This window comes from Roseateles sp. DAIF2 (assembly GCF_015624425.1).
Lineage (GTDB): Bacteria > Pseudomonadota > Gammaproteobacteria > Burkholderiales > Burkholderiaceae_C > Kinneretia.
In genome coordinates, this window is the sequence record NZ_CP049919.1 from 48,586 (window position 1) to 75,529 (window position 26,944).

Sequence of the window (26,944 nt, forward strand, 5' to 3'; positions counted from 1 at the left end):
TCTTACCCTTTTCCGGACCGATCCGATGTCTTCCCTGCTGCAACGACTCCTGCAAGAACATCATGGCCAGGGCCGGCCGGTCGGCCTGTACAGCGTCTGCTGCAGCAACGAGCAGGTGCTGCTGGCCGCGATGCAGGTGGCGCTGCGCCACGACACGGTCCTGCTGATCGAGGCCACCTCCAACCAGGTGGACCAGTTCGGCGGCTACACCGGCATGACGCCGCCGCAGTTCCGCGACTATGTGCTGGCGCTGGCGCGCCGCCAGGGCTTCCCGGCCGAGCGCCTGGCCCTGGGCGGCGACCATCTGGGGCCCAACGCCTGGCAGGGCCTGCCCGCCGCCGAGGCGATGGCCCACGCCCGCGAGCTGATCCGCAGCTATGTGAGCGCCGGCTTCCAGAAGATCCACCTGGACTGCAGCATGGCCTGCGCCGACGACCCGCAGCGCCTGCCCGATGCAACGGTGGCCGCGCGCTCGGCCGAACTGGCCGAGGTGGCGGAGGCCGCCGCCGTCGCGGCCGGCCTGCCGGCGCCGGTCTATGTGATCGGCACCGAGGTGCCGATCCCCGGCGGCGAATCCTCGCTGCAGGGCGGGGTCGCGGTGACCCGGCCCGAGGCCGCCGGCGCGACCCTGGCGGTGCATGCCCAGGCCTTCGCGGCGACCCCGGCGCTGCGCGCGGCCTGGCAGCGGGTGATCGCGCTGGTGGTGCAGCCCGGCGTCGATTTCGACCACAGCCAGGTCCAGCATTACGAGCCGGCCGCCGCGGCCGAGCTGTCGGCCTTCGTCGAGGCGCAGGATCTGCGGCCCGGCCTGGTGTTCGAGGCCCATTCGACCGACTACCAGACCGAGGCCGCGCTGCATGCGCTGGTGCGCGACCATTTCGCGATCCTGAAGGTCGGCCCGGCCGCTACCCATGCGCTGCGCGAGGCCTGGTTCGCGCTGGCCGCGATCGAGCGCGAGCTGCTGCCGGCCGAGCAGGGCTCGGACCTGGTCGAGGTGCTGGAGCGCTGCATGCTGGAGCAGCCGCGCCACTGGCGCAAGCATTACGACGGCAGCCCGGCCCAGCAGCGCCTGGCGCGCCGCTACGCCTTCAGCGACCGCAGCCGCTACTACTGGGGCGAGCCGGCGGTGCAGCAGGCCCTGCAGCGCCTGATCGCGAATCTGGACGGCATCGCCCTGCCGCTGCCGCTGATCAGCCAGTACCTGCCCGAGCAGGTCGAGGATGTGCTGCTGGGCCGGCTGGCGCCGCGCGCCACCGCGCTGGCCCAGCACAAGGTGGGCCTGGTGCTGGCCCGCTATGCGCGCGCCTGCGCCCACAACCGGGCGCCACAAATCGAAAGCGGATCTTCCGCTGAACTTTCGTACCGTTAAGCTTTCGCCCTCGAACAGCAACAAGCGAAAGAACGGAAGCCATCATGCGTAACACCAGCCAGCGCCGCGAGCAGATCCTGCAACTCCTGGTCCAGCAGGGATCGGTGCAGGTGGCCGAGCTGGTGGCCCAGCTGGGCGTGTCCTCGGTGACCATCCGCTCCGACCTGGCGACCCTGGAGAGCCAGGGCCTGGCGACGCGCAACCATGGCGGCGCGGTGCTGACCCGCACCCCGCCGGCCGAGCACCATATCCAGGCCAAGGACGGCCTGAATGTCGCGCTGAAGGAGGACATCGGCGCCTGCGCGGCCCGCCTGGTGCAGCCCGGCGACAACATCATCATCGACTCCGGCACCACCACCATGCCGCTGGCGCGCCATCTGCGCGACGCGCGCGACGTCACCGTGATGACCAACGGCCTGAATATCGCCTGGGAGCTGTCGCGCGCCGAGGGCGTGGCGCTGATGCTGACCGGCGGCCTGCTGCGCAAGCAGGCCCTGTCGATCCAGGGCGCGCAGGCCGAGGCCTGCCTGAACGCCTACAACTTCGACAAGCTCTTCCTCGGCGTCGACGGCCTGGACCTGCAGTTCGGCCTGACCACCCACCATGAGGCCGAGGCCAGCCTGAACCACCGCATGGTGGAGCGGGCCAAGAAGGTGATCGTGCTGGCCGACGCCTCCAAGTTCGGCCGCGTCAGCCTGCACCGCATCGCGCTGCTGGACAAGGTGCACACCGTGATCACCGACGCCGGCATCGCCGCCGAGTACCGCGACGGCCTGCAGCGACTGGGCATCGAACTGATCATCGCCGGAGCGCCATGAACGAGCTGGCCGGCCAGATCCTGACACCCGAGGGCTGGGTCACCGGCCGGCTGCAGCACGACGCGCGCATCCAGGGCCTGCGGGCCGATGCTAGCGCGCCGGTGCGGCGCTACATCCTGCCGGGCTTCATCGACCTGCATGTGCATGGCGCCGCCGGCGTCGACATCATGCAAGGCGGCTCGGCCGCGGTGACCGTGGCGCGCGCCCATGCCCGCCATGGCACGACCGCGATGCTGGGCACGACGATGACGGCCCATGAGCCCGAGATCCTGCGCGCGCTGCGCGGCCTGGCCCCGGCGATCGCCGAGCGCGCGCCGGACGGCGCCCGGCTGCTGGGCGTGCATCTCGAGGGCCCGTTCCTGAGCCACAAGCGCCTGGGCGCGCAGCCGCCGCTGGTGCTGCAGGCGACGCTGGCCAAGGTGCAGCAGTTCCATGCGCTGGCGCCGATCAAGGTGCTGACCCTGGCGCCGGAGATCGAGGGCCATCTGGCCCTGATCCCGCAGCTGGCGGCGATGGACATCCGCGTCCAGCTGGGCCACAGCGCCGGCAGCTACGAGGACGGCGTGGCCGCGCTGAAGGCCGGCGCGGCCGGCTTCACCCATCTGTTCAACGGCATGACCGGGCTCAACCATTACGAGCCCGGCATCGTCGGCGCGGCAATGGCCCATGCCGAGTACGCCGAGCTGATCCCCGATCTGCAGCATGTGCACCCCGGCGCCCTGCGCGCGGCGCTGCGCGCGATCCCCAAGCTCTACTGCATCACCGACGCCACCGCGGCCACCGGCATGCCCGATGGCGAATACGCGCTCGGCCCGCAGCGGGTCTACAAATGCCTGGGCTGCGTGCGCTTGGCCGGCGGCTCGCTGGCCGGCAGCGCGCTGACCATGGACCAGGCGCTGCGCAACCTGGTCGAGCTGGGGCTGGACCTGGCCGACGCCTCGCGCCGGCTCTCGCAGTTCCCGGCCGACTACCTGGGCCTGGCCGAACGCGGCCGGCTGCGGCCCGGCGCCTGGGCCGACCTGGTGGTGCTGGACGAGGCGCTGCGGCTGCAGCAGGTGTTCGTCGAGGGCCAGGCCATCCCGCTGGACCCGCTCCCGCTTTCATAGACCGTCCCTTTCCACAAGGAACCCGCACGATGAATGCTCCCGTCCTGGCGGCCGCGGCCGCCCCAGCGCGCCCGAGCTGGTACATGCGCTACCTGCTGTTCATCGCCGGCATGGGCGGGCTGCTCTATGGCATCGACCTGGGCATCATCGCCGGCGCCCTGCCCTATCTGGAGGCCACCGCCTCGCAGGCCTGGAAGCTCAGCACCCAGCAGCTGGGCTTCATCGTCGCGGCGGTGCTGCTGGGCAGCGTGCTGTCCTCGCTGTTCGCCGGCGCGCTGGCCGATCTGATCGGCCGCCGCTGGGCCATGGTGCTGAGCGGCGCGCTGTTCACGCTGAGCATCCCGGTGATCGCGCTGGCCGAGGGCTACACGCCGCTGCTGCTGGGCCGGCTGCTGCAGGGCGTCAGCGGCGGGCTGATCGGCGTGGTCGTGCCGCTGTACCTGGCCGAATGCCTGAGCCCGACGATGCGCGGCCGCGGCACCGCGATGTTCCAGCTGCTGCTCACCGTCGGCCTGGTGGTCGCAGCGCTGATCGGCCTGTACCAGAGCCAGGCGGTCGAGGCCGCCGCGGCCAGCCTGCAGCCCGAGGCGCTCTATGCGGCCAAGGACCATGCCTGGCGCAGCATCTTCTGGATGTGCCTGACGCCCGGCCTGGTGTTCACCGCCGGCGGCCTGCTGCTGAGCGAATCACCGCGCTGGCTGCTGCGCCGCGGCCGCATCGCCGAGGCCGAGGCGGCGCTGCGGCGCGGGCTCGATCCCGCACAGGCCGAGGCCGCGCTGCGCGAGATGCGCGAGCCGGCCGCCGACCAGCGCGGCAGCGCCGCCGCGGCCCCGCGCGACAGCCTGCTGAGCCGGCGCTACCTGGTGCCCTTCCTGCTGGCCTGCCTGATCCTGGCCTGCACCCAGGCCACCGGCATCAACTCCATCCTGGCCTATGCGGTCAACATCCTGAACCAGGCCGGCCTGCCGGGCTCGGCCGCCAACTGGGCCGATGTCGCGATCAAGCTGCTGAACGCCGCGATGACCCTGCTGGCCGTGGCCCTGGTCGACCGCAAGGGCCGCAAGTTCCTGCTGATGCTGGGCAGCGGCGGCATCATGCTGTCCCTGGTCGCCGCGGGCCTGCTGTTCCAGAGCGCCGAGCGCGGCCGCCAGGACGTCGCCGCGCCGCTGCAGGCGCGGGTCGCGGGCGACGCGCTGGAGCTGCGCCTGGATGCCCAAGCCTGGGCCGCGCTGGGCGGCGGAGCGGCGATGGACGGCAGCCAGCAGCTGACCCTGTCCTATTCCTACGGCGCCTTCAGCAATGTGCAGACCCTGCGCAACGACGGCGGCGCGCCGATCCTGCTGCGCATCAACCGCGCCGACACGGTGCAGGCCGACGGCGTGATCGGCGGCTTCTTCCGCCGCCTGCACCTGAACCCCTTCGCCGACCCGGCCGACGCGGCCCGGGCGCCGCTGCAGATCGACCAAGCGCGGCTCGGCCCGGTGCCCAGCGCCAGCCACGGCTGGCTGGTCGCGGGCTGCATCCTGGCCTTCGTCGCCTTCTTCGCGGTGGGCCCCGGCGTCTGCGTCTGGTTGGCGCTGTCCGAGCTGATGCCGACCCGCATCCGCTCCAACGGCATGAGCATCGCGCTGCTGATCAACCAGTTCGTCTCCACCGTGATCGCCGCGGTCTTCCTGCCGACCGTCGGCCACCATGGCTATGCGGCGATGTTCTATTTCTGGGCCGGCTGCACCGCGGTCTACTTCCTGGCCGCGGCCTTCCTGCTGCCGGAGACCAAGGGCAAGAGCCTGGAAGAGATCGAGGCCTTCTTCGCGCGCGGGCGCTGACGCCGGGTTCGCTGCGCGCACCACCCGGCGCCGGGAGCGGCGATGATGGCCCCCATGACGACGACGAAGAAAACCTGTCTGCTGCTGGTGGCGATGGCCGACGAGTACAAGGCCCTGCTGCATGAGCGCTTCGAGCTGATCGACGCGCCGACCGCGGCCGAGCGCGCCGCCGCGATCGCCGCCCATGGCCCGCGCATCGAGCTGGTGCTGACCAACGGCGCCACCGGCCTGCGCGCCGACGAGATGGACGCGCTGCCCCAGTTGAAGCTCGCGGCCGCCCAGGGCGCCGGCTACGAGACCCTGGACATCGCCGCGGCCAAGGCGCGGGGCATCGCGGTCTGCAACGGCGCCGGCACCAACGACAGCTGCGTCGCCGACCATACCCTGGCCCTGCTGCTGGCCAGCGTGCGCGCGCTGCCTCAGCAGGAGCAGGCGCTGCGCGCCGGCCTGTGGCGCGACGCGCTGCCGATCCGGCCCAGCGTCAACGGCCGGCGGCTGGGCATCCTGGGCATGGGCACGATCGGGCGCAAGATCGCGAACCGCGCGCTGGCCTTCGAGATGCAGGTCGGCTATCACAACCGCCGCCCGCGCGCCGATGCGCCGGACTGCCGGTACTTCGACGGCCTGATGGCGCTGGCCACCTGGGCCGATTTCCTGGTCGTCGCCGCGCCCGGCGGCGCCGACACCAAGCACATCGTCAACGCCGAGGTGCTGGCCGCGCTGGGGCCGCAGGGCCATCTGGTCAATATCGCGCGCGGCAGCCTGGTCGACACCGCCGCGCTGGCCGCGGCCCTGGCCGCCGGCCGGTTGGGCGGCGCGGCGCTGGACGTCTACGAGACCGAGCCGAAGCCGCCCGAGGCCCTGCTGGGCTTCCCGAACGTGGTGCTGACCCCGCATATCGCCGGCTGGTCGCCGGAGGCGATCCGCGCCACCGTCGAGCTGTTCATCGCCAATGTCGAGGCCTGGTCCGATGGGAAGCCGCTGCTGACGCCGCTCTGAGGCGCGGGCCCGTCGCGACGGGCCTAAAAATGGGGTGATGGTAAAAACTCGGCCATGCGCGCGCCCGCCGGGGCGCGCCCGTCCTTGTTGAAAAGAAGTACCCCCCATGAATTCCATGAGCCTGGATCCGCTCGCCTCGCTGCTCGCGGCCGTGCTGGTGCTGCTGGTCGGCACCCTGCTGAACCGCCGCATCGGCCTGCTGTCGCGCTACAACATCCCCGACCCCATCACCGGCGGCCTGCTGTTCGCGCTGCTGGCCTCGATCGCGCTCTCGGCCGCCGGCCTGAAGCTGGCGATCGACCAGACCCTGAAGCCGGTGCTGCTGCTGATGTTCTTCGCCGGCGTCGGCATGTGCGCCGACCTGCGCATGCTCAAGCGCGGCGGCAAGGCGCTGGTGATCTTCCTGCTGGTGCTGTTCCCCTACATCCTGGTGCAGAACGGCGTCGGCATCGCGGTGGCCAAGCTGCTGGACCAGCATCCGATCTTCGGCCTGGTCGGCGGCTCGATCACCCTGGTCGGCGGCCATGGCACCGGCGCGGCCTATGCCGAGCGCTTCGCCGAGGTGAACAACCTGCAGTCGGTGATGGAGCTGTCGATGACCGTGGCCACGATGGGCCTGATCGTCGGCGGCATCATCGCCGGCCCGGTCGCGCAATACCTGATCAAGCGCCATGGCCTGCGTTCGCAGGCCGGCGATGCCGCCACGCCGGAACCGGCGGCCGAGACGGCCGCCGCCAAGCCGCCGATCGCCACCGTCGGCATGGTCGGCGCGCTGGCCGGCATCCTGAGCGCGGTGCTGGCCGGCCAATGGCTGGCCGCGCGCTTTGCCGATGCGCCGGTGACGATCCCCAGCTTCCTGTGGTGCATGATGCTGGGCGTCCTGATCCGCAATGTGCTGCCCTTTGCCGGCGCGCGTTTCGATGACCGCGCCTCCGACCTGATCTCCTCGGTCTGCCTGTCGCTGTTCCTGGTGATGACGATGATGGCGCTGAACCTGGTCGAGGTGGCGCTGTCGGCCGGGCCCTTCCTGCTGATGATCGCGGCCCAGGCGGCGGTGATCGTTTTCTACACGGTGTTCGTCTGCTTCCGCTTCATGGGGCGCGACTACGAGGCCGCGGTCAGTTCGGCCGCGCTGATCGGCTTCAACATGGGCTCCACCGCCACCGCGATGGCGAACATGCAGGCCATCACCGCCCGCTACGGGCCGGCGCCGCAGAGCTACCTGATCGTGCCGCTGGCCGGCGCCTTCTTCATCGACCTGATGAACGCGGTGGTGCTCACGGTCACTCTGCCGCTGATCGGAGGCTGAGATGGCGATCATCAAGCACAGCCCCTTCCTGCAGCGCCTGCTGAGCCTCGTCGCGCTGATGTTCCTGCTGGCCGGCTGCGGCCGCGTCGCCGATGACGAGACGCTGAAGCGCGATGTCGAGGCCCGCCTGGCCCAGGCCCTGCCGTCCGGCACCGTCGAGGTGCAATCGCTGCAGCGCCGCGGCTCGCAGAACGACAGCAAGGCCCCGTCCGGCCAGAGCCGGCGCATCATCTACTACGACATCGAGCTGAAGCTGGCGCGCGACTTCGACTTCGGCGCCTGGGATTCGCCCGGCGTGGCCGGCCTGGTCTCGGCCCTGGGCGCCGGGCCCAAGGGCATCGTCGGCATCACCGCCGGCGGCAACCGCGGCGGCGACATCGTGCGCGCCCATGGCACCGCGCTCTACCAGCGCGACGGCGAGCAATGGCAGGCCGTCGCGCCCGGCGGCTATGCCCCGGCCGCCGCGCCGGCCTATGCGACCGACACCCCGCCCAGCCGCGCGGCCACCCTGCTGGACGCGATGCGCAAGGTGGTGGACGCCGCCTCCAAGGACGCCGGCCCGGTGCAGGCCGCGCTGATCGAGGAGGAGCTGGCCGCGGCTCACGCGACCATCCGCGCCCGCCTGGCCCGCGCCGCCGACGGCTACGCGATCGCGGCCGGCCCGGAGCGCGGCCAGTACCTGCGCCTGGTGCAGGCCCTGTCGGCCAAGCAGGGCGCCCGCACCGTGGCCCTGGTGACGCGCGGCGGCACCGAGAACCTGCGCCTGCTGCGCGCCGGCAAGGTCTCGCTGGCCCTGGCCCAGGGCGACGCGGCGCTGGCCGCCTACGAGGGCCGCGACGAGTTCGCCGCCGACGGCCCGGACCCGGGCCTGCGCGCGGTCGCCAGCCTGTATCCGGAACCGCTGCATGTGCTGGTGCGCCAGGAGCTGCGCGCCGCGACCCTGGCCGACCTGCGCGGCCGCCGCATCGCGATCGGCCTGCCCGGCTCGGCCTCGCGCAGCACCGCGCTGCGCGTGCTGCAGGCCCATGGCCTGCGCCCGGAGGACATCCAGCCCCTGGAGCTGTCGCTGGGCGAATCCCTGGCCGCGCTGGGCCGCGGCGAGGCCGATGCGCTGATCCAGGTGATCGGCCTGCCGGCCGACAGCCTGCGCGACGCGCTGGCCGAGCTGCCGCTGCGCCTGCTGCCGCTGTCCGAGCGCGCCGTCGCCCAGCTGGCCGCGCCGGGCACCGGCCTGATGGCCTTCACGATCCCGCGCGGCAGCTATGCGAGCCAGAAGGCCGAGGTGGCCACCGTCGCCACCGCCGCGCTGCTGCTGGCGGCCAGGGACCTGTCCGACGCCGAGGTCGCGGCCCTGACCCGCTTCATCTTCAGCCAGGGCGGCGACCTCGCCGCCCGCGGCAGCGCCCAGGGCGCCCAGGTCTCGGCCGCCAACGCCCGCCTGGCCCTGCCGATACCGCAGCATCCAGCGGCGTTGAAGGCGCTGGAGGGGTTGGCGGCCGGACCGGCCGCGGCGGCGGCATCGGCGGCGTCAAGATAGTCGCCGGGTAGGCAGCGACCGCGGGGCACCGCGCTACGCGCTCGGCTGCTGCGACTCAGCCCCCAAAGCTCGGTGGTCGGAACCTGCGGCGGCGGCGCCTCAGGTCTCCGATCTGAGCGAGAAACCGCTTCTCTATGGCGGCTGCCGCCGCCAACCGCCCTATCAGCACGGACAGAGTTGCCTCGCGGTCCGATGCCTCCTTGGCCGCCTCGAACGCATGCCTCGCGGCGCGAATTCCCTGCAGATGCGCTGGAGGTACTCGCGGCCCCTGCGCGGTCAAGAGCACACCGGTCACCCGCCTCTCGGCATCCGGGCCATAGGCCGTGCCGCCGTGGTAGCGATAGCCATGCCGACGGATCAGTTGCTTGATCTGCCATAGGAAGGCCGGCGTGGCCTTCTCGCCCGAGAAGCTCAGGTCATCGACATAGCAGGTGAACGTCAAGCCATGCGCCCGCGCGAGCACATCGACCTCATCCAGCATCGGGCGCACCACCTGCAATGCCAGCACCTGACTCACCGGGCTGCCGATTGGAGCACTGCCCTCGAAGCAGCAGATCTTGGCGAGCAACGCGGCCACATCGGGTGAACACCGCATCTGCCCGGCGAAGTAGTTCCAGACCCGAGCCCGTGTGATAGAGGGGTAGAACTTACGGATGTCGAGCTTCAGGACTCGCGTTGCACCCTGATGCGCCAGGGCATTGCTGATATGCGACCGCTGCTTGCGGCCCGAATGCAGATAGTCGGGAGCTTCGATCCGATTCAGCAACTGAGCCAGGCGTTCCTGGATATGGCGCAACAAGGGCTTTGGAGCGCGAACAAGCCTTTCCTTGCCGCCCGTCACACGGCGGGACTCGATGTAGTTGTTGCCGTTCTCGACCAAACCCTCAAGAGCGGTCAGGGAGATGCCAAAGATCTCGTCGGCAAGCCGTCTGCGGCTGCGCATGACATAGAGAGGACTTTGATGAAACGCATAGCTCATGCGGACCGACCCTCGTCAAGACAACAGGGACTCCGATTTGCGGCGACTCATTCAAGATCCCCAGAAAGTCTTGATGAGCCAAGCAACGCTGGCCACCGCCCTCAGGCCCAGTTCCAGCTTCACCCAGATACCGCTCTTCGAATTCCGCCGACGGCTCGGACGTCGTTGCTGCTTTGCCATTGCTGGCATCCTTTCTTCATGGCGCCTCCAGAGCGAAGGCTCACGTCGGCCATGAAGTCCGGCAAAAGCGGCGGCGGTTTCAACCCCTGCTCACCTGACACTTGCCCGGCCCGGATCCCGTCCGGACGGGCAGGCTAAGAACCAAGAACAAACGGCTCTTACCTGATTAGAGGCTTGTGGCCTCCACGGACCGCAGTCCCGTTACCGAAGTAACTGCATAACGTCCAAGCAAGTGGACGGTAGAGCCTTGATCTCGCCGTGTCGAATGAGATTAGCGAATGTGCTTATTTGCCGGCGTTGCTAGCGCAGCCCCGCATTGATCTTCGCCAGCGCCGCGGCGCCGGGGCACAGCTCCGCCTCGCCGAGCCGGTTCAGCGGCGTCGCCACCGTGTTCAGGCCGGCGTGCAGGTCGCGCGGCCGCGGGTCGAGGTAGATCAGCCCGGTCGGGATCTCGCCGGCGGCCTGCAGGGCCTGCACCCGGGTCATCGCGGCGATGCGGTCGGTCGGGTCATGATCGGCATGCAGGCGGCGCAGGCGCAGCGAGCTGCCGTCGGCCTGGGGCAGCTCGATCAGCGCCTCGTCGCCGGCGGCGCGGGCCTCGGGTGCCAGGTCCATGAAGTCGATGCGGTTCAGGGCCTCGTTGTGCTCGCGTACATGGTCGTAGCTACGCGTGCTGCCGGCATGGTTGTTGAACGCGACGCAGGGGCTGATCACGTCGATGAAGGCCGCGCCGCGATGCTTGATCGCCCCCTCGATCAGCGGCACCAGCTGCTCCTTGTCGCCCGAGAAGCCGCGCGCCACATAGGTGGCGCCCAGCTGCAGCGCCAGGCTGACCAGGTCGATCGCGGTATCGGTATTGGCCTGGCCCTTCTTCGCGACCGAGCCGCGGTCCGCGGTGGCGCTGAACTGGCCCTTGGTCAGGCCGTAGACGCCGTTGTTCTCGACGATGTAGACCATCGCGACGCCACGCCGCAGCGCATGGGCGAACTGGCCCAGGCCGATCGACGCCGAATCGCCGTCGCCGCTGATGCCCAGATACAGCAGCTCGCGGTTCGCCAGGTTGGCGCCGGTCAGCACGCTGGGCATGCGGCCGTGCACGGTGTTGAAGCCATGGCTGGCGCCGAGGAAATAGTCCGGCGTCTTCGAGCTGCAGCCGATGCCGCTGAGCTTGGCGACCCGGTGCGGCGCGATGTCCAGCTGCCAGCAGGCCTGCACGATGGCGCTGGAAACCGAGTCGTGGCCACAGCCTGCGCACAGGGTCGAGACCTTGCCCTCGTAGTCGCGCCGCGTGTAGCCGACCGCGTTGCGGCGCAGCGAGGGATGGTGCAGCCGGGGCTTGGCGATATAGGTCATGCGGCGGCCTCCCGTGGTGTGGTCGCCAGCGCATGCACATGGCGGGTGATCGCGTCGATGATGAAGCGCGCGGTGATCGGCGTGCCGTCGAAATGCAGCACCTTGGTCAGGCGCGCCGGCGCGACCTCCAGCTCGTTGATCAGCAGGCTGCGCATCTGCGCGTCGCGGTTCTGCTCGACGACGAAGACCTGTGCATGCGCGTCCAGAAACAAGCGCACCGACTCCGGGAAGGGGAAGGCGCGCAGCCGCAGCCCGTCCAGGTGGATGCCGGCCTCGGCCAGGGCCTGCAGGGCCTCGTCCATCGCCGGACTGGTGGAGCCGAAATAGAGCACGCCCAGCGCGGTCTTGCGCGCCGCGCTGCGCTGCACAGGCGGCGGTACCAGGGTCGCGGCGGTGGCGAACTTGCGCTGCAGGCGCTCGACGTTGTAGACATAGTCGGCACCGGCCTCGGAGTAGCGCGCCTGCGCGTCGCGCGTGGTGCCGCGGGTGAAGTAGGCGCCGCGGCTCGGATGCGTGCCGGGCAGGGTGCGCCAGGGGATGCCGTCGCCGTCCACATCCTTGTAGCGCGCGAACTCGGCGCCGGCCTCCAGCTGCTCGGCGCTCAGCACCTTGCCGCGGTCGTAGCGCGCGGCGGCCTCATCCCATTCGAAGGGTGCGCACAGGCGCTGGTTCATGCCGATGTCCAGGTCGCTCATCAGGAACACCGGGGTCTGCAGCCGGTCCGCCAGGTCCAGCGCGGCGGCGGCGAAGTCGAAGCATTCCTTCGGGTCCTCGGGCAGCAGCAGCACATGCTTGGTGTCGCCGTGCGAGGCATGGGCCGCGGCCAGCAGGTCGGCCTGCTGGGTGCGCGTCGGCATGCCGGTCGAGGGGCCGCCGCGCTGCACATCGATGATGGTGATCGGGATCTCGGCGAAATAGGCCAGGCCCAGGAACTCGCTCATCAGGGAGACGCCGGGCCCCGAGGTCGCGGTGAAGGCGCGCGCGCCGTTCCAGCCGGCGCCGGTGATCATGCCGATCGAGGCGATCTCGTCCTCGGCCTGCACGATCGCGTAGCGCTGGCGACCGGTCTCCGGCTCGACGCGGAACTTCGCGCAGTACTTCTGGAAGGCCTCGGCCACCGAGGAGGAGGGCGTGATCGGGTACCAGGCGCAGACCGTCGCGCCGCCGTAGACCATGCCCAGCGCCGCCGCGCTGTTGCCGTCGACGAAGATGCGCTGTTGTGCATCCCGGCTGTCGACGCGGCGCACCTGCAGGCCCAGCGCGCCGTCCAGATGGTCGCGCGCGAACTCGCGGCCGGCATGCAGCGCGCGCACATTGGAGTCGAGCAGCTTCTCCTTGCCGCGGTATTGCTCGGCGAACAGGGCCTCGATCACCGCGGCCTCGATGCCCATCAGCTGCGACAGCGCGCCCAGCACCATGATGTTCTTGAACAGCTGGCGCTGGCGTGCGTCCTCATAGGTGGCGTTGCAGATCGCGGTGACCGGCATCGCCAGCAGATGCAGGTCGGGCCGGAAGGCCTCGCGCGGCAGCGGCTTGGTGCTGTCGTAGAACAGATAGCCCCCGGGCTCGACCTCGGCCACGTCCTGGGCCCAGGTCTGCGGGTTCATCGCCACCATCATGTCGACGCCGCCGCGCCGGCCCAGCCAACCGGCCGCGCTGACCCGCACCTCGTACCAGGTCGGCAGGCCCTGGATATTGCTGGGGAAGATGTTGCGCGGGCTGACCGGCACGCCCATGCGCAGGATGGCCTTGGCGAACAGCTCGTTGGCCGAGGCCGAACCCGAGCCGTTGACATTGGCGAACTTGACGACGAAGTCGTTCAGCGCCTCGATGCGGCTCATGTGGCGGCTCCCGCCACGGCCTTGCGCGTCTCATGGTCCCGGCAGGCCGGCCCGGCCTTGGTGGTCAGCAGCAGGAACTTCTGCATGTCCCAGGCGCCGGTCGGGCAGCGCTCGGCGCACAGGCCGCAATGCAGGCAGACATCCTCGTCCTTGACCATCACCCGCGCGGTCTTCAGCGGCGTCGAGACATAGAGGTCCTGCGCCGCGTTGAGCGCCGGCGCGCGCAGGCGGCCGCGCAGATCGTCTTCGGCGCCGTTGTCGGTGAAGCTGATGCAGTCCATCGGGCAGATGTCGGCGCAGGCATCGCATTCGATGCAGAGCTTGGGCGCGAACACGGTCTGCACATCGCAGTTCAGGCAGCGCTGCGCCTCCTTGAAGGCGGTGGCGGCGTCGAAGCCCAGCTCCACCTCGACCTTGATGCTGGCCAGCGCCGCCTCGGCCGCGGCCCAGGGCACCTTGCTGCGCAGCGCGTTGCTGATGTCGTTGTCGTAGCTCCACTCGTGGATGCCCATCTTCTGCGACAGCAGGTTCACATGCGGCGGCGGCCGCTTGGCCAGCGGCTCGCCATGCAGATATCGGTCGATCGACACCGCGGCCTCATGGCCATGGGCCACCGCGGTGATGATGTTCTTCGGCCCGAAGGCCGCGTCGCCGCCGAAGAAGACCCGCGGCAGGCTGGACTGGAAGCTGGCCGCATCCAGCCGCGGCAGGCCGGTCTCGGCATCGAAGTCGATGCCGCAGTCGCGCTCGATCCAGGGGAAGGCGTTCTCCTGGCCCACCGCCAGCAGCACCTCGTCGCAGGGGATCTCGATCTCGTCGCCTTGCTGCACTCTTTTGAAGCGCATGCCGACCAGGCGCCCGCCCTCGTGCACAAAGGCCAGCGGCTGGTGGAAGTCCAGGATCGGGATGCCCTCATGCTCGGCGTCCTCCTTCTCCCAGGGCGAGGCCTTCATCTGTGCATAGCCGCTGCGCACCGCCACGGTCACGCTTTGCGCGCCCAGGCGCCGCGCGGAGCGGCAGCAGTCCATCGCGGTATTGCCGCCGCCCAGCACGATCACGCGCGGCGCGACGCTGGTCACATGGCCGAAGGAGACGGATGCCAGCCATTCGATGCCGATGCGGATCTGCGCCGCGGCCTCCTGCCGGCCCGGCAGCGCCAGGTCGCGCCCGCGCGGCGCGCCGCAGCCGACGAAGACGGCGTCGTAGTCCTCGGCCAGCAGCGCCCGCATCGAGGCGATGCGCTGCCCGGCGCGCAGCTCGACGCCCAGGCCCAGGATGTAGCCGCATTCCTCGTCGATCACGCTCTCCGGCAAGCGAAAACGCGGGATCTGCGTGCGGATGAAGCCGCCGGCCTTGGCCTCGCCGTCGAACAGGGTCACCGCATAGCCCTGCGTCGCCAGGTCGCGCGCCACCGTCAGCGAGGCCGGTCCGGCGCCGATGCAGGCGACGCGCTTGCCATTGCGCGCCAGCGGCTGCGGCAGGCGCGCGCGCAGCTCCTCGCTCTTGTGGTCGGCCGCGACGCGCTTGAGCCGGCAGATCGCGACGGCTTCCGGCTTGGCGGCGTTCTTCTCCTCGACCCGCCCGCGCCGGCAGGCCGGCTCGCAGGGCCGGTCGCAGGTGCGGCCGAGAATGCCGGGGAACACGTTCGACACCCAGTTCACCATATAGGCGTCGTCATAGCGACCCTGGGCGATCAGGCGGATGTATTCGGGGACGGGGGTATGGGCCGGGCAGGCCCACTGGCAATCGACGACCTTGTGGAAATAGGCCGGATTCGCGGTATCGCTGGCTTGCACGGTGGAAGGCCTCCTGTGCTGCTTGCAGATAGTTCGATCGATCGATGCTGGCTCTGGTGCGGAATGCGCCGCAATGGTGCAGGCCGCCGGACCAGTCTACGCCGCATGCGCCGCGTCGGTGCTTGCGGGCAAACCCGGTGCCCTTCCGTTGGGCTCGCTTAGACTGCGCACCATCAAGAAAAAAGGGAGCGGGCCAGCATGTCGCTGAGCATGGAGGGAGTACTGGCCCTGGCGCCGGACGAGTCGTCGGCTAAGGCGGCCAGGGGCCTGCTGGCGCCGGCGGGCTGGCCGTCGCTGGGCGCCAATGCCGCGGCCGTCTGGGGCGAATGCAAGGGCAGCGGCGCCAAGCCCTACCAGACCCAGGTCGACCTGGCCGGCCCGGCCTTCCGCTGCAGCTGCCCGAGCCGCAAGTTTCCCTGCAAGCATGGCCTGGCCCTGCTGATGCTGCATGTGCAGCAGCAAAACCTGTTCGAAGCCGCCGACGCGCCCGCCTGGGTCGACGAATGGCTGAACTCCCGCCAGGAAAAGGCCCAGAAGAAGGAAGAGCGGCAGCAGGCCGCGGCGCCCGCGCCAGATCCGCAGGCCGCGCTCAAGCGCGAGGCCCAGCGCTGGACCCGCATCGAGCAGGCGGCCCAGGATCTGCAGCGCTGGCTCGCCGACCAGTTGGCGCGCGGGCTCGGCGCCCAGCAGGGCGAGGCGCTGAAGGCCTGGCAGACGATGAGCGCCCGCCTCGTCGATGCCCAGGTCCCCGGCCTGGCCCAGCGCCTGCGCGAGGCCATGGCGGGCCTGCACCAGGGCACGGACTGGCCGGAACGCAGCCTGCACCGCCTGGGCCTGCTGCAGCTGGCCTGCGAGGCCCTGCAGCGCCGCGCCGAGCTGAGCCCGGCCCTGCAGGACGAGCTGCGCAGCCTGGCCGGCTGGCCGCATGACAAGGCCGAGGTGCTGAGCCAGGGCGAACGCATCGAGGACCGCTGGATCGTGCTGGGCAGCCTCAGCGAGGCGCGCGACGACCGGCTGACCGAGCGCCGCGTCTGGCTGCATGGCGTGGGCAGCGGCCGGCGCGCCTGGCTGCTGGACCATGCCTTCGGCGGCCAGGGCTTCGAGCAGTCCTGGCTGGTCGGCGCCTGCATGGCCGGGCCGCTGAGCTTCTACCCCGGCACCGCGGGCCTGCGCGCCCTGGCCGCCGAGGGGCTGCTGCGCCCCGAGGCGGCCCTGGCGCCGCCGACGCGCCCGATCGAGGACGAATGGCTGATGCTGGGCCGGCGCGTGGCGGCCAGCCCCTGGGTCGGCCTGCACCCGATGCTGCTGGGCGCTGCCACCCTGCTGCGCGGCGGCGAGGGCTGGCTGGTCGCCGCACAGGGCCAGGTCTTGCCCGCCCGGATCGCGGATGCCGACGCCTGGAGCCTGCTCGCCTGCCGCGGCGGCGCCCCCTCGACCCTGATGGGCGAATGGGATGGCCAGGTCCTGCGCCCGCTCAGCGCCTGGGCCGACGGATCCACCAGCCCCGACTGGCAATGCGGGAGCCCGGCATGAGGGCGGACCTCTCGATCTGGACCGCCCTGCTGCCGGCGGCCATGGTCGGCACCGACCGCCAGGCCCTGCCGACGGCCTGGCCCGGTGCGGTCGGCGCGCTGGCCCAGCAGGCCGCCGCCGCGGCGCCGGACCCGGCCGGCGGCCTGCTGCGCGCGGCCGCGGTGCTGGCCAGCTGCGGCCTGGCCGGTGCCCAGGGCCGCCCCTGGCCCCATGCGCTGCCGGAGCCGGCCGGCGCCGAAACCCGCCCCGCGGTCCAGGCCCTGGCCGGCGAGCTGCGCTGGGCCCTGGAGCAGGGGCCGCCGCGCCTGCAGCATGAATGCCTGCTGCAGATCGCCCGGGCCGGCCTGCGCCTGCCGCAACCCCTGCTGCCGCTGGCGCTGGAGCAGGGGCGCCGCTCGCTGGCGCTGCGCGCCGCGCTGCTGCCCACCCTGGGCAGCCGCGGCCTCTGGCTGGCGGCCCAGAACCCCGACTGGTCCTATGCCGCCGGCGTCACTGCCGACCGGCCGGACGATGACGAGCGCTGCTGGAGCGAGGGCCGCCTCGACCAGCGCCTGGCCTTCCTGCGCGGCCTGCGCGCACGCGATCCGGCCGCCGGCCGCGAGCGGCTGCGCGGGGTTCTGGCCGATCTGCCGGCCAAGGAGCGGGTCGAACTCGGCGGCGCCCTGGCCATCGGCCTGGGCCCGGACGACGAGCCCCTGCTGGACCAGCTGCGCACCGACCGCAGCCGCGAGGTGCGGCAGATGGCGATCGGCCTGCTGCTGCGCCTGCCGCAGGCCGCCCTGGTGCAGCGCGCGCAGGCCCGCCTGGGCGCGCTGCTGCAGCAGGAGCGGGTGCTGCTGCGCAAGCGCTGGGTCCTGCAGGCGCCGCAGCAGCCGGAGCCCGACTGGAAGGCCGACAACCTGGATACGCCGCGGCCGCAGCATGAATCGCTGGGCGAGCGGGCCTGGTGGCTGTATCAGCTGGTGCGCCAGGTGCCACTGGCCTGGTGGACCGCCAGCCTGGCGATGACGCCCGACGCGCTGATGAGCTGGGCCGGCCAGACCGACTGGCAGGAGGCGCTGCTGCGCGGCTGGCGCGACGTGCTGCGCCAGGACCCGCGCGACGAATGGACCGAGGCCCTGCTGCCGCATTGGCCCCGCAATGCCTGGAACGACGACCGCGCCGGCCTGCTGTCCCTGCTGCCGCGCGCCGCGCGCGAGCGCCATTGGCAGGCCCAGCTGGGCCTCGACGCGCAAGCGCTGCCGACGGTGATCCAGCAATGCCTGGAGGCCTGCCCGGCGGGCGAGACCCTGTCGCCGGGGCTGTCGGCCGAGCTGGTCGAGCGCCTGCGGCGCGCGCTGGCCGATCCGCAGTCGCTGCAGAACGACTACCTGCTGCGCAGCCAGCTGCCCGAGCTCGCCTGCATGCTGCATCCGCAGCAGCTGCCGACCATGGCGACGCTACATCGGCCAATCGACGCCACGCCGTCGCTGGCCCAGACCCTACAGACCGTCACCCAGGTCGCGCAGCTGCGCCTGGCCCTCAGCTCTCTTCCGTCAAGCTCATGAATGCACAAGCCACCACCGTGATGCGCCAGCACGCCGAACAGCAGTTCGCCGAGGAGCTGGCCGAGCTGGGCCGCCAGGACCAGCGCACGCGCCCCGAGAACTGGGCGCTGTCGCCCTGGGCGGTGCTGCGCTATCTGATGGGCGGCAAGCTCGACAACGGCTTCGAGATCAGCCCCAAGTACATCGGCAGCGCCCGGCTGATGGAGGTGGCGATCGCCACCCTGGCCACCGACCGGGCGCTGCTGCTCTACGGCGTGCCCGGCACCGCCAAGAGCTGGGTCTCCGAGCATCTGGCCGCCGCGATCAGCGGCGACTCCACCCTGCTGATCCAGGGCACCGCCGGCACCAGCGAGGAGCAGCTGCGCTACGGCTGGAACTATGCGCAGCTGCTGGCCCACGGCCCGTCGGAGGCGGCCCTGGTGCCGAGCCCGCTGATGCAGGCGATGCGCCGCGGCCAGATCGCCCGCGTCGAGGAACTGACGCGCATCCCGGCCGATGTGCAGGACAGCCTGATCACGGTGCTGTCGGAGAAGACCCTGCCGATTCCCGAGCTGGGCAGCGAGGTGCAGGCCACGCGCGGCTTCAGCGTCATCGCCACCGCCAACAACCGCGACAAGGGCGTCAACGAACTCTCCTCGGCGCTGAAGCGGCGCTTCAACACCGTGGTGCTGCCGGTGCCGGCCAGCGAGGAGGAGGAGCTGGCCATCGTCGTCAAGCGCGTCGGCGAGATGGGCCGCGCGCTGCAGCTGCCGGCCGAGCCGCCGGCGCTGAAGGAGGTGCGCCGCCTGGTGCAGATCTTCCGCGAGCTGCGCAACGGCCGCACCGAGGACGGCAAGACCCAGCTGAAGTCGCCCAGCGCCACCCTGTCGACCGCCGAGGCGATCTCGGTCATCAACAGCGGCATGGCGCTGGCCGGCCATTTCGGCGACGGCGTGCTGCGCGCCCATGACCTGGCCTCGGGCCTGATCGGCGCCGTGGTCAAGGACCCGGTGCAGGACCAGCTGGTGTGGAACGAGTACCTGGAGACCGTGGTCAAGGAGCGCGGCGACTGGAAGGACCTGTACCGCGCCTTCCGCGAGCAGCAGGGCTGAGGGCCGACCGGCGATGAGCGAGGACCAAGCGCCGCCGCAGTTGCTGCATTTCTTCGGCATCCGCCACCATGGCCCCGGCTGCGCGCGCAGCCTGTTGCGGGCGCTGCGGGCGCTGCGGCCGGACTGCCTGCTCGTCGAGGGGCCGCCCGAGGGGGAGGCCCTGCTGCCGGCCCTGCTGCAGCCCGGCATGGAGCCCCCGGTGGCGCTGCTGAGCTATTGCCCGGACGAGCCGGGGCTAGCGGTCTACCACCCCTTCGCGGAGTTCTCGCCGGAATGGCAGGCGCTGCGCTGGGCCCAGGCCGAAGCGGTGCCGGCGCGCTTCATCGACCTGCCGCTCAACCATGCGCTGGCGCTGGACAAGGCCGAGCGCGACGCGGCCGCGGATCCCGCGCCGGCGGAACCGCCGGGGCCGGAAGGGGGGGAAGCAGAAGAGGCACCGCATCGCGACCCGCTGCACTGGCTGGCCCGGGCCGCCGGCTATGCGGACGGCGAGGCCTGGTGGAACCATATGGTCGAGGAGCGCGGCGATGGCGAGCAGCTGTTCGCCGCCATCGACGAGGCGATGTGCACCCTGCGCGCCGAGGGCGGCGAACGCCCGCGCAGCGCCGCCGACGCCCAACGCGAGGCGCTGCGCGAGGCCCATATGCGGCAATGCCTGCGGGCGGCGCAGAAGGAGGGCTTTCGCCGCATCGCGGTCGTCTGCGGCGCCTGGCACCTGGGCGGGCTGCGCGCCGCGAGCACGGCCAAGGCCGACCAGGCCCTGCTGAAGGACTCGCTGAAAAGCCTGCCCAAGCTCAAGGTGCAGTCGACCTGGGTGCCCTGGACCTACGGCCACCTGACCCGCGCCAGCGGCTACGGCGCCGGCATCGCGTCGCCGGGCTGGTACGAGCATCTGTGGCGCAGCGCCGAGCGGGAGAGCCCCCGCGCCATCGGATGGCTGACCCGCGTCGCGCGGCTGATGCGCGAGCGCGACCTGGATTGCTCCAGCGCCCACCTGATCGAGGCGGCCCGGCTGGCCGACAGCCTGGCCGCGCTGCGCGACCGCCCGGCCCCCGGGCTGGACGAGCTGCACGAGGCCACGCGCGCGGTGCTGACCCTGGGCGACGACGCGCTGCTGCGCTATATCGACGCCGCGCTGGTGGTCGGCGACCGCCTCGGCCGCGTGCCCGACGATGTGCCCACCGTGCCGCTGCAGCGCGAGCTGGAGCAGCTGCAGAAGTCGCTGCGACTGAAGCCCGAGGCGCTGGAGAAGACGCTGGACCTGGACCTGCGCCAGCCCAACGACCTGGCACGCAGCCGGCTGCTGCACCGCCTGAACCTGCTGGACCTGCCCTGGGGCCGGCTCGGCCGCCTGGGCCGCGGCTCGCGCGGCAGCTTCCACGAGGTCTGGACCCTGCAATGGCGGCCCGAGTTCGCGCTGCGCCTGATCGAGGCCAGCCAATGGGGTCAGACCTTGCCCGAGGCGGCCACGGCGCGCGCCGCGCTGCGCGCGGCCGAGGCCGCCGACCTGGGGGCGCTGTCGGCCCTGGTCGACGCGGTGCTGCTGGCCGATCTGCCGGACGCCGTGACCCGGGTCAGCCAGACCCTGGAGGACCGCGCCGCGCACAGTGCGGACGCCGCGCAGCTGATGGCGGCGCTGCCGCCGCTGGCCAATGTGTTCCGCTACGGCAATGTGCGGCAGACCGATGCGGCGATGGTCGGCCATGTGCTCGACCGCCTGATCCTGCGCGCCGCGCTCAGCCTGCCGCTGGCCTGTGGCGCGATCGACGAAGAGGCGGCCGAACGGCTGCGGGACCAGCTGCTGGCGGCCCATGCGGCGGTCGGCCTGCGCCAGGGCGAGGCGCAGAGCGAGGCCTGGCGCCATGCGCTGGGCCTGGTGGCCGCGCAGCAGGGCAGCCATGAACTGCTGCAGGGCCTGTGCACCCGCCTGCTGCTCGACGAGGGCGTCTGGTCCGCCGAGCGGGCGGGCGTCGCGCTGTCGCTGCATCTGTCGGTCGGTACCGAACCGGCGCGGGCGGCGGCCTGGCTGGACGGCTTCCTGAACCGCAATGCCCTGGTGCTGCTGCATGACGCCACCGTCTGGCGGCTGGTGGACGGCTGGCTGACCGGCCTGAGCGAGGAGCATTTCCTGCGCGTGCTGCCGCTGGTGCGGCGCAGCTTCGCCGCCTTCGGCCCGGGCGAGCGGCGCGACCTCGGCCAGCTGGCCGGCCGGGGCCCGCGCGCCGCCGATGCCGCGCCGACACCGCCGGCCTGGGACGAGGCACGCGCCGCGCTGCCGCTGCCGCTGCTGCGCCAACTGCTGGGGATGCCGGCGTGAGCGCCGCGCCGGGCCGCCCCAAGCAAGCTTGCTCCCGCTTGGCGGGATAGGCCGCAGGCCGAAGGGTGCACCAATGAGCGATGACCAAATGATCGACGACGACGAACGCCGGCGCCGCTGGCGCCTGGCCCTGGGCGGCGAGGCCGAGGCGAGCTGCGGCGGACTGGGCGGGGCGCTGGCCGAGATGGACCAGGCCCTGGCCGCCCTCTACGAGGCCGACGGCCCCGGCGGGCTGCGCAACCCGCGCGGCGGCCGCGGCGGATCGGCGCCGCAGGTGGCCCGCTGGCTTGGCGACATCCGCAAGTATTTCCCCAGCTCGGTGGTCCAGGTGATGCAGCGCGACGCGCTGGAACGCCTGCAGCTGCGCGACATGCTGCTGCAGCCGGAGATGCTGCAGAACATGCAGCCCGATGTGCATCTGGTCGCCCAGCTGATGGCGCTGTCGCGCGTGATCCCGCAGGGCACCAAGGAGACCGCGCGGCGGGTCGTGCGGCAGGTCGTCGATGCGCTGCTGCAGCGGCTGGAGGAGCCGATGCGCTCGGCCGTGCGCGGCGCGCTGGACCGCAGCCAGCGCAACCGGCGCCCGCGCCATGCGGAGATCGACTGGCACCGCACCATCCGCGCCAATCTGCGCCATTGGCAGCCCGAGTACCGCACCGTGGTGCCGCAGACCCTGCTGGGCTACGGGCGCAAGGCGCGGCGGCCGCAGCGCGAGATCGTGCTGTGCATCGACCAAAGCGGCTCGATGGCCAACTCCATCGTCTACGCCAGCATCTTCGGCGCGGTGATGGCGTCGCTGCCGGCCGTGGCGACACGGCTGGTGCTGTTCGACACCGCGGTGGTCGACATGACCGAACAGCTGGACGATCCGGTGGACCTGCTGTTCGGCGTGCAGCTCGGCGGCGGCACCGACATCAACGGCGCGGTCGGCTACTGCCAGTCGGTGATCCGCGAGCCGCGCAACACCATCCTGGTGCTGATCTCCGACCTCTACGAGGGCGGCGTCGAGGAGAAGCTGCTGCAGCGCGCGGCCGAGCTGGTCGAGGCGGGGGTCCAGTTCATCACCCTGCTGGCCCTGAGCGACGAGGGCGCACCGGCCTATGACCATGGCCTCGCGGTCAAGCTGGCCGCGCTGGGCGTGCCCTCCTTCGCCTGCACGCCCGATGCCTTCCCGGGCCTGATGGCCGCGGCCATTCGCCGCGACGACGTGGCCGCCTGGGCCGCCGGCCAGGGCCTGGTGACCCAGGGTCGCTGAGGCCTTTTTCTCTCGTTCTCATCGGCTCCGAAGCCGGCCACCACCTCAGTGGCCGGGCTTGGCCCTGCGCGATCGCGGCAACAAGCTTTCTTGGAATCAAGGATGCAGGTTTTCCTTGTTTCCTTACCTCCTTGTTTACCGGAATCCGGTGATTCCGAGATACCGATTTCCTTTCCTCATCAGCGCCTTCAGCTCGGGCCGGAGAAGGCCGAAAAGCGCGCCAAAACAAGGGAGACCCCGAAAAACAGGCCGCGGAAAACCGGCAAAAAGAGGGGAGACCCGGAAACGGCCCGCCGAAAAGGTGCGGACCGGGGCTCAAAAAAGGGGAGACCCAAAAAAACGCGCCCGACGCGCTCCGCGCCGGGCGCCGATCCGACCGTCGAAATCAGGCAGTCGGTAACAAAACGTTTCGCAACGCCTCGCCGACGCCGGTGGCCGATTGCGGGTTCTGGCCGGTCACCAGGCGGCCATCGACCACCACCTGGGGCGTCCAGTCCGGCGCCGCTTCATGGCGCGCGCCGCGCTGCACCAGGGTGCTGGCCAGCAGGAAGGGCACCACATGCTCCAGCTGGACCGCCCGCTCCTCCTCATCGGTGAAGGCCGCGACACGCTTGCCCTGCACCAGATAGCGGCCGTCGCTCAGCCGGACGTTCACCAGCGCGGTCGGCCCATGGCACACGGCCGCCACCGCGCCGCCGGCCTCGTAGATCTCGCGCGTCAGGCGCTGCACCGCCGGGCTGTCCGGGAAGTCCCAGACCGCGCCATGGCCGCCGGCGAAGAAGATCGCCGCATAGTCCTCGGCGCGCCGGGTGTCGAGCCGATGCGTGGCGCGGATCGCCGCGCGAAAGCCCTCGTCGGCCCAGTAGCGGGCATTGGTGGCGTCGTTCAGGTCCAGGCCGTCGATCGGCGGTTCGCCGCCCTGGATGGAGGCGAACTCGACCGGGATGCCGGCCGCCTGCAGCACCGCCAGCGGGTGCGTCACCTCGCCCAGGTAGAAGCCGGTCGGCTGGCCGGTGCTGCCCTTGACGCCATGGCTGGTCAGCACGAAGAGAACGGGTTTCATGATCGGGGATCTCCGTTGGTTGATGCGATGGGATCCACTGTATTGATCGCTTCTGCGGCGATAAACTGGCTCGGCGCGAAATGATTTGTTCTTGAAAGGCAAGAAGCAGGATGAGCCAGGGCCGCCGTTTCGAGCACCTGAACGATGTCGAGGCCCTGCTGCAGGTGGTGGACCGGGGCTCGATCAGCGCGGCCGCGGTGGCCTTCGGCACCACGCCCTCGGTGATCAGCCGCGCGATCGCGCGGCTGGAGGCGCGCCTGGGCGTGCAGCTGCTGCGCCGCAGTACAAGGCGCCAGAGCCTGACCGAGGCCGGGCGCGACTACCTGGAGCAGGCGCGCCAGGCCTTTGCGCTGATCGCCGAGGCCGAGAACGCGGTGCAGGGCAGCCAGCAGGCGCTCAGCGGCCGGGTGCGGCTCAGCGTGCCCACCACCTACGGCCATTACCGCCTGCCGCGCCTGCTGGAGGGCTTCGTGCACCGGCATCCGCAGGTGCAGGTCGAGCTGAGCATCGCGAACCGCAATGTGGACCTGGTGTCCGAGGGCTTCGACCTGGCGATCCGCCTAGGCCAGCTACCCGACAGCGGCCTGGTCGCGCGCAAGCTGGAGGACGCGCCGCTGCGCCTGGTCGCCTCGCCCGCCTATCTGGCGCGCAAGGGCATGCCGGCGACGCTGGAGCAGCTGCAGCGGGATGGGCATTGCTGCCTGGCCTTCGTGATGCCCAGCACCGGCCGGCTCGCGCCCTGGCTGCTGCGCGATGCGCAGGGCGCGGCGCTGGACTGGCTGCCGCCGGCGGCGCTGCGGGTCGAGGACGATGTGCTGGGCCTGGTGTCGCTGGCGGAGCAGGGCCTGGGCATCTGCCAGAGCTATGACTTCGTGGTCGCCGAGCGGCTGCGGCGCGGCAGCCTGGTCGAGCTGCTGCCGGCCGCCAGCGGGCGCACGCGGCCATTCTCGCTGCTGTATGCGCCGCATCGCCGGCTGGCGGCGGCCTCGCGCGCGCTGATCGAACATCTGGGCATGGCGGCCGAGGCTTTACATCGGGCCGGCGGGCCGGGGGCCTCGGGCGGCACGGGATAATGCCGGCCATGCCGACCAAGACGACGACGCCCCTGCGGCGGTCCGCTGCCTGCCTCATCGGCCTGCTGAGCGCCCTCGCGCTGGCCGGCTGCGCGGTGCTGGACTCCGCCGCCGGCTCGCGCCCGCGCAAGCCGGTCTACCAGAACGAACGTTTTCAGGCCGACGAGACCTTCTCGCGCCTGTTCGACGCCAGCCTCGACGAGACCTGCGAGGCCGCGCGGCGCGCGCTGCTGAGCCAGGGCTATGTGATCAGCCAGGCCGGCGGCGGCCTGGTGAACGGCAGCAAGCGCTTCCAGCCCGAGGGCGAGGTGCATGTGGAGATCAGCTTCAACATCGTCTGCGTGCCCGATGGCCGCGGCGAGCAGCTCTCCACCGCCTATGTCTCGGCGCAGCAGGACCGCTACGTGCTCAAGAAGAACCCGAACTCGACCAGCATCGGCGTCAGCGCGATCGGCTCGATCTCGATGCCGCTGTCCTCGACCCAGGACTCGCTGGTCAAGGTCGCCTCCGAGACCATCCCGGCCGGCGAGTTCTACGACCGCTTCTTCGCGCTGATGCAGCGCCTGGTGCTCGAGCAGAACGCGGACCGGACGGCCGCGGCCGCGGCCACCGCCTCGCGCTGACAGGGCGCCGGGCGCTCAGCCGCCGCCTTTAGCCGCCTCCATCGCCCGCGCCATCAGCAGCGCCCGCTCGCGGGCGTTGCGCGTCATCTGCGCGGCGCGTTCGAACTCGTCGCGGGCCTCGGCGCCGCGGCCCAGCTTCAGCAGCAGGTCGCCGCGAACGCTGGGCAGCCAGTGGTAGCCCTGCAGCTGCTTGTCGCCGCCCAGCTCGTCGACCAGGGCCAGCGCCGCCGCCGGACCGTAGGCCATGCCCACCGCGACCGCGCGGTTCAGCGCGACGACCGGGGAGGGCATCAGGCGGTACAGCGCGTCGTAGAGCGCAACGATGCCGGCCCAGTCGGTGTCCTCGGCGCGCTTGGCGCGTGCATGGCAGGCGGCGATCGCGGCCTGCAGCGCATAGGGGCCGCGCTCGCTGCCCTCGGTGCGCGCCAGCGCGGCCAGGCCGCGGCGGATCAGCAGCGGGTCCCATCGGCTGCGGTCCTGCTCCAGCAGCAGCACCGGCTTGCCCTCGGCATCGGTGCGCGCATGCTGGCGCGAGGCCTGGATCTCCAGCAACGCCACCAGGCCCTGCACCTCGCCCTCCTCAGGCGCCAGGCCGGCCAGCACGCGCGCCAGGCGCAGCGCCTCCTCGCAGAGGTCGGCGCGCATCCAGTCGTCGCCAGCGGTGGCGGCATAGCCCTCGTTGAAGATCAGGTAGACCACCTCCAGCACCGAGGCCAGCCGCTCGGCGCGCGCCTCGCCGCGCGGCACCTCGAAGGGCACGCCGGCGTCCTTCAGGCTGCGCTTGGCGCGCACGATGCGCTGCGCGATCGTGGCCTCGCTGGCCAGGAAGGCGCGGGCGATCTCGTCGGTGCTCAGGCCGCCCAGCAGGCGCAGGGTCAGCGCGACGCGCGCCTCGGTGGACAGCACCGGGTGGCAGGCGGTGAAGATCAGGCTCAGCAGGTCGTCGCCGATATCGTCCTGGCGCGCCGCGTCGAGCGCGTCGACGAAGTCAGGGGTGTGGTCGATCTGCAGGGTCGCCATCTCCTGGCCCAGCTCCTCTTCCTTGCGCGCATGCAGCACATGGGCGCGATGCTGGTCCAGGGCGCGGTTCTTGGCGGTGGTCATCAGCCAGGCCGCCGGGTTGTCCGGCAGACCCTTCTCGGGCCAATGCTCGAGCGCGGCCACCAGCGCGTCCTGCGCCAGCTCCTCGGCCAGGCCGACGTCGCGCGTGATGCGCGCGACGGCGGCGATGATCTTGGCGGCCTCGATGCGCCAGACCGCCTCGATCGCGCGGCGAGCCTCGCGCTCGCCGCCCGTCTTCTTCTCTTCTTCTTCCGGGCGAGACGCCAT

Annotated in this window: 20 protein-coding genes; 14 read left to right on the plus strand and 6 right to left on the minus strand. The window is 71.4% G+C overall.

Features of this window, described 5'->3' with window-relative positions; translation table 11 throughout:
* Positions 1–25 precede the first annotated feature (25 nt).
* The 7 genes from G8A07_RS00185 to G8A07_RS00215 all read left to right on the plus strand — a co-directional run bounded on the left by G8A07_RS00185 (position 26) and on the right by G8A07_RS00215 (position 8,964).
* Entirely contained in the window at positions 26–1,369 is a 1,344-nt protein-coding gene (locus G8A07_RS00185; protein WP_195795138.1) for a D-tagatose-bisphosphate aldolase, class II, non-catalytic subunit, read from the plus strand.
* Between the two features lie 44 nt (positions 1,370–1,413).
* On the plus strand, positions 1,414–2,187 hold the full coding sequence (locus G8A07_RS00190) for a DeoR family transcriptional regulator (RefSeq protein WP_195795139.1): 774 nt from the start codon (positions 1,414–1,416) through the stop codon (positions 2,185–2,187).
* Complete coding sequence (gene nagA, locus G8A07_RS00195; protein WP_195795140.1) at positions 2,184–3,293, plus strand: N-acetylglucosamine-6-phosphate deacetylase; 1,110 nt, start codon at positions 2,184–2,186, stop codon at positions 3,291–3,293. The genes G8A07_RS00190 and nagA overlap by 4 nt, the downstream gene beginning before the upstream one ends.
* A 29-nt stretch (positions 3,294–3,322) precedes the next feature.
* Positions 3,323–5,119, plus strand: a complete 1,797-nt coding sequence (locus G8A07_RS00200; protein ID WP_249937175.1) for an MFS transporter — start codon at positions 3,323–3,325, stop codon at positions 5,117–5,119.
* Between the two features lie 54 nt (positions 5,120–5,173).
* A complete protein-coding gene (locus G8A07_RS00205; RefSeq protein ID WP_249937176.1) occupies positions 5,174–6,118 on the plus strand; it encodes a 2-hydroxyacid dehydrogenase in 945 nt (314 codons plus the stop codon).
* Positions 6,119–6,233: 115 nt separating this feature from the next.
* On the plus strand, positions 6,234–7,427 hold the full coding sequence (gltS, locus tag G8A07_RS00210) for a sodium/glutamate symporter (RefSeq protein WP_195797521.1): 1,194 nt from the start codon (positions 6,234–6,236) through the stop codon (positions 7,425–7,427).
* A 1-nt stretch (position 7,428) separates the two neighbouring features.
* Positions 7,429–8,964, plus strand: coding sequence for a TAXI family TRAP transporter solute-binding subunit (locus tag G8A07_RS00215; RefSeq protein ID WP_195795142.1), 1,536 nt, complete (start codon positions 7,429–7,431; stop codon positions 8,962–8,964).
* A 55-nt stretch (positions 8,965–9,019) separates the two neighbouring features.
* On the opposite strand, the gene G8A07_RS00220 is transcribed toward G8A07_RS00215, so the two are convergent.
* The 4 genes from G8A07_RS00220 to G8A07_RS00235 all read right to left on the minus strand — a co-directional run bounded on the left by G8A07_RS00220 (position 9,020) and on the right by G8A07_RS00235 (position 15,113).
* On the minus strand, positions 9,020–9,943 hold the full coding sequence (locus tag G8A07_RS00220; RefSeq protein ID WP_195795143.1) for a reverse transcriptase family protein: 924 nt from the start codon (positions 9,941–9,943) through the stop codon (positions 9,020–9,022).
* A gap of 480 nt (positions 9,944–10,423) precedes the next feature.
* The gene (locus G8A07_RS00225; RefSeq protein WP_195795144.1) at positions 10,424–11,476 is read right to left on the minus strand and encodes a 2-oxoacid:ferredoxin oxidoreductase subunit beta; all 1,053 of its coding nucleotides are present in this window, start codon (positions 11,474–11,476) and stop codon (positions 10,424–10,426) included.
* Entirely contained in the window at positions 11,473–13,317 is a 1,845-nt protein-coding gene (locus G8A07_RS00230) for a 2-oxoacid:acceptor oxidoreductase subunit alpha (protein ID WP_195795145.1), read from the minus strand. Before G8A07_RS00230 ends, G8A07_RS00225 begins: the two co-directional genes overlap by 4 nt.
* The gene (locus tag G8A07_RS00235; RefSeq protein WP_195795146.1) at positions 13,314–15,113 is read right to left on the minus strand and encodes an FAD-dependent oxidoreductase; all 1,800 of its coding nucleotides are present in this window, start codon (positions 15,111–15,113) and stop codon (positions 13,314–13,316) included. The genes G8A07_RS00230 and G8A07_RS00235 overlap by 4 nt, the downstream gene beginning before the upstream one ends.
* 198 nt (positions 15,114–15,311) lie before the next feature.
* On the opposite strand from G8A07_RS00235, the gene G8A07_RS00240 reads away from it, so the two are divergent.
* From G8A07_RS00240 to G8A07_RS00260, 5 genes are all read left to right on the plus strand, one after another.
* Positions 15,312–16,646: an SWIM zinc finger family protein gene (locus G8A07_RS00240; RefSeq protein WP_195795147.1), complete on the plus strand. Its 1,335-nt coding sequence runs from the start codon at positions 15,312–15,314 to the stop codon at positions 16,644–16,646.
* On the plus strand, positions 16,643–18,193 hold the full coding sequence (locus G8A07_RS00245) for a DUF5691 domain-containing protein (RefSeq protein WP_195795148.1): 1,551 nt from the start codon (positions 16,643–16,645) through the stop codon (positions 18,191–18,193). Before G8A07_RS00240 ends, G8A07_RS00245 begins: the two co-directional genes overlap by 4 nt.
* Complete coding sequence (locus G8A07_RS00250) at positions 18,190–19,284, plus strand: AAA family ATPase (RefSeq protein ID WP_195795149.1); 1,095 nt, start codon at positions 18,190–18,192, stop codon at positions 19,282–19,284. The genes G8A07_RS00245 and G8A07_RS00250 overlap by 4 nt, the downstream gene beginning before the upstream one ends.
* A gap of 13 nt (positions 19,285–19,297) precedes the next feature.
* A complete protein-coding gene (locus G8A07_RS00255) occupies positions 19,298–21,601 on the plus strand; it encodes a DUF5682 family protein (RefSeq protein WP_195795150.1) in 2,304 nt (767 codons plus the stop codon).
* A gap of 73 nt (positions 21,602–21,674) precedes the next feature.
* The gene (locus G8A07_RS00260; protein WP_195795151.1) at positions 21,675–22,856 is read left to right on the plus strand and encodes a VWA domain-containing protein; all 1,182 of its coding nucleotides are present in this window, start codon (positions 21,675–21,677) and stop codon (positions 22,854–22,856) included.
* Between the two features lie 385 nt (positions 22,857–23,241).
* Here G8A07_RS00260 and G8A07_RS00265 read toward each other — a convergent pair whose 3' ends face one another.
* Positions 23,242–23,919 (minus strand): type 1 glutamine amidotransferase domain-containing protein, encoded by a 678-nt coding sequence (locus G8A07_RS00265; RefSeq protein WP_195795152.1) that lies wholly within the window; start codon positions 23,917–23,919, stop codon positions 23,242–23,244.
* Between the two features lie 110 nt (positions 23,920–24,029).
* On the opposite strand from G8A07_RS00265, the gene G8A07_RS00270 reads away from it, so the two are divergent.
* Positions 24,030–24,992, plus strand: coding sequence for a LysR family transcriptional regulator (locus tag G8A07_RS00270; RefSeq protein ID WP_195795153.1), 963 nt, complete (start codon positions 24,030–24,032; stop codon positions 24,990–24,992).
* 8 nt (positions 24,993–25,000) lie between these two features.
* A complete protein-coding gene (locus G8A07_RS00275; protein WP_195795154.1) occupies positions 25,001–25,615 on the plus strand; it encodes a DUF2242 domain-containing protein in 615 nt (204 codons plus the stop codon).
* Between the two features lie 15 nt (positions 25,616–25,630).
* Here the strand turns inward: G8A07_RS00275 and G8A07_RS00280 are convergent, their stop codons facing one another.
* On the minus strand, positions 25,631–26,944 hold the full coding sequence (locus G8A07_RS00280; RefSeq protein ID WP_195795155.1) for an RNA polymerase sigma factor: 1,314 nt from the start codon (positions 26,942–26,944) through the stop codon (positions 25,631–25,633).